1 pseudogene is annotated in these 365 nt (G+C 35.3%); it reads left to right on the top strand.

Features of this window, described 5'->3' with window-relative positions:
* Nucleotides 1-309: pseudogene (locus SB660_RS19290) on the top strand (hypothetical protein); the annotation flags it as partial.
* Nucleotides 310-365: the final 56 nt, after the last annotated feature.

The following is a 365-nucleotide window of genomic DNA, read 5'->3' as shown; positions in this document are numbered from 1 at the left end:
AGTGTACTAAGTATTAAATTTTATACAAGTACTTGCATACAAGGGGAAGAACAGGCGATGGAAATAGAGGTTTCGATAGATAAGTTTGTAATAGATTATAAGGATGTACCACATTCAGCATTTTTACGTGCTTATATGTTGGGGGTGAAGAAATATCAAGTGAAAATGAAGATTTATAGTGGAACATATAGCTATGAATTGCACATGCGGAAAAGTGACGGTGTATACATTCATATGTATTTTAAGAACTTTAGAGAAACAGAAGGACACTTACATACCTTAAGGATTGAGACAAGGCCAGAGCATTAGGCAAAGCCGTAGTAAGTACTGTAACACCTCAAATATGTTAAACACGCTCCAAGTAG

The organism is Bacillus sp. SIMBA_005 (genome assembly GCF_046535585.1).
GTDB classification, from domain to species: Bacteria; Bacillota; Bacilli; order Bacillales; family Bacillaceae; genus Bacillus; species Bacillus pumilus.
The sequence above is the reverse complement of the archived record's forward strand: the minus strand, read 5'-3'. Positions and strand labels throughout refer to the sequence as shown.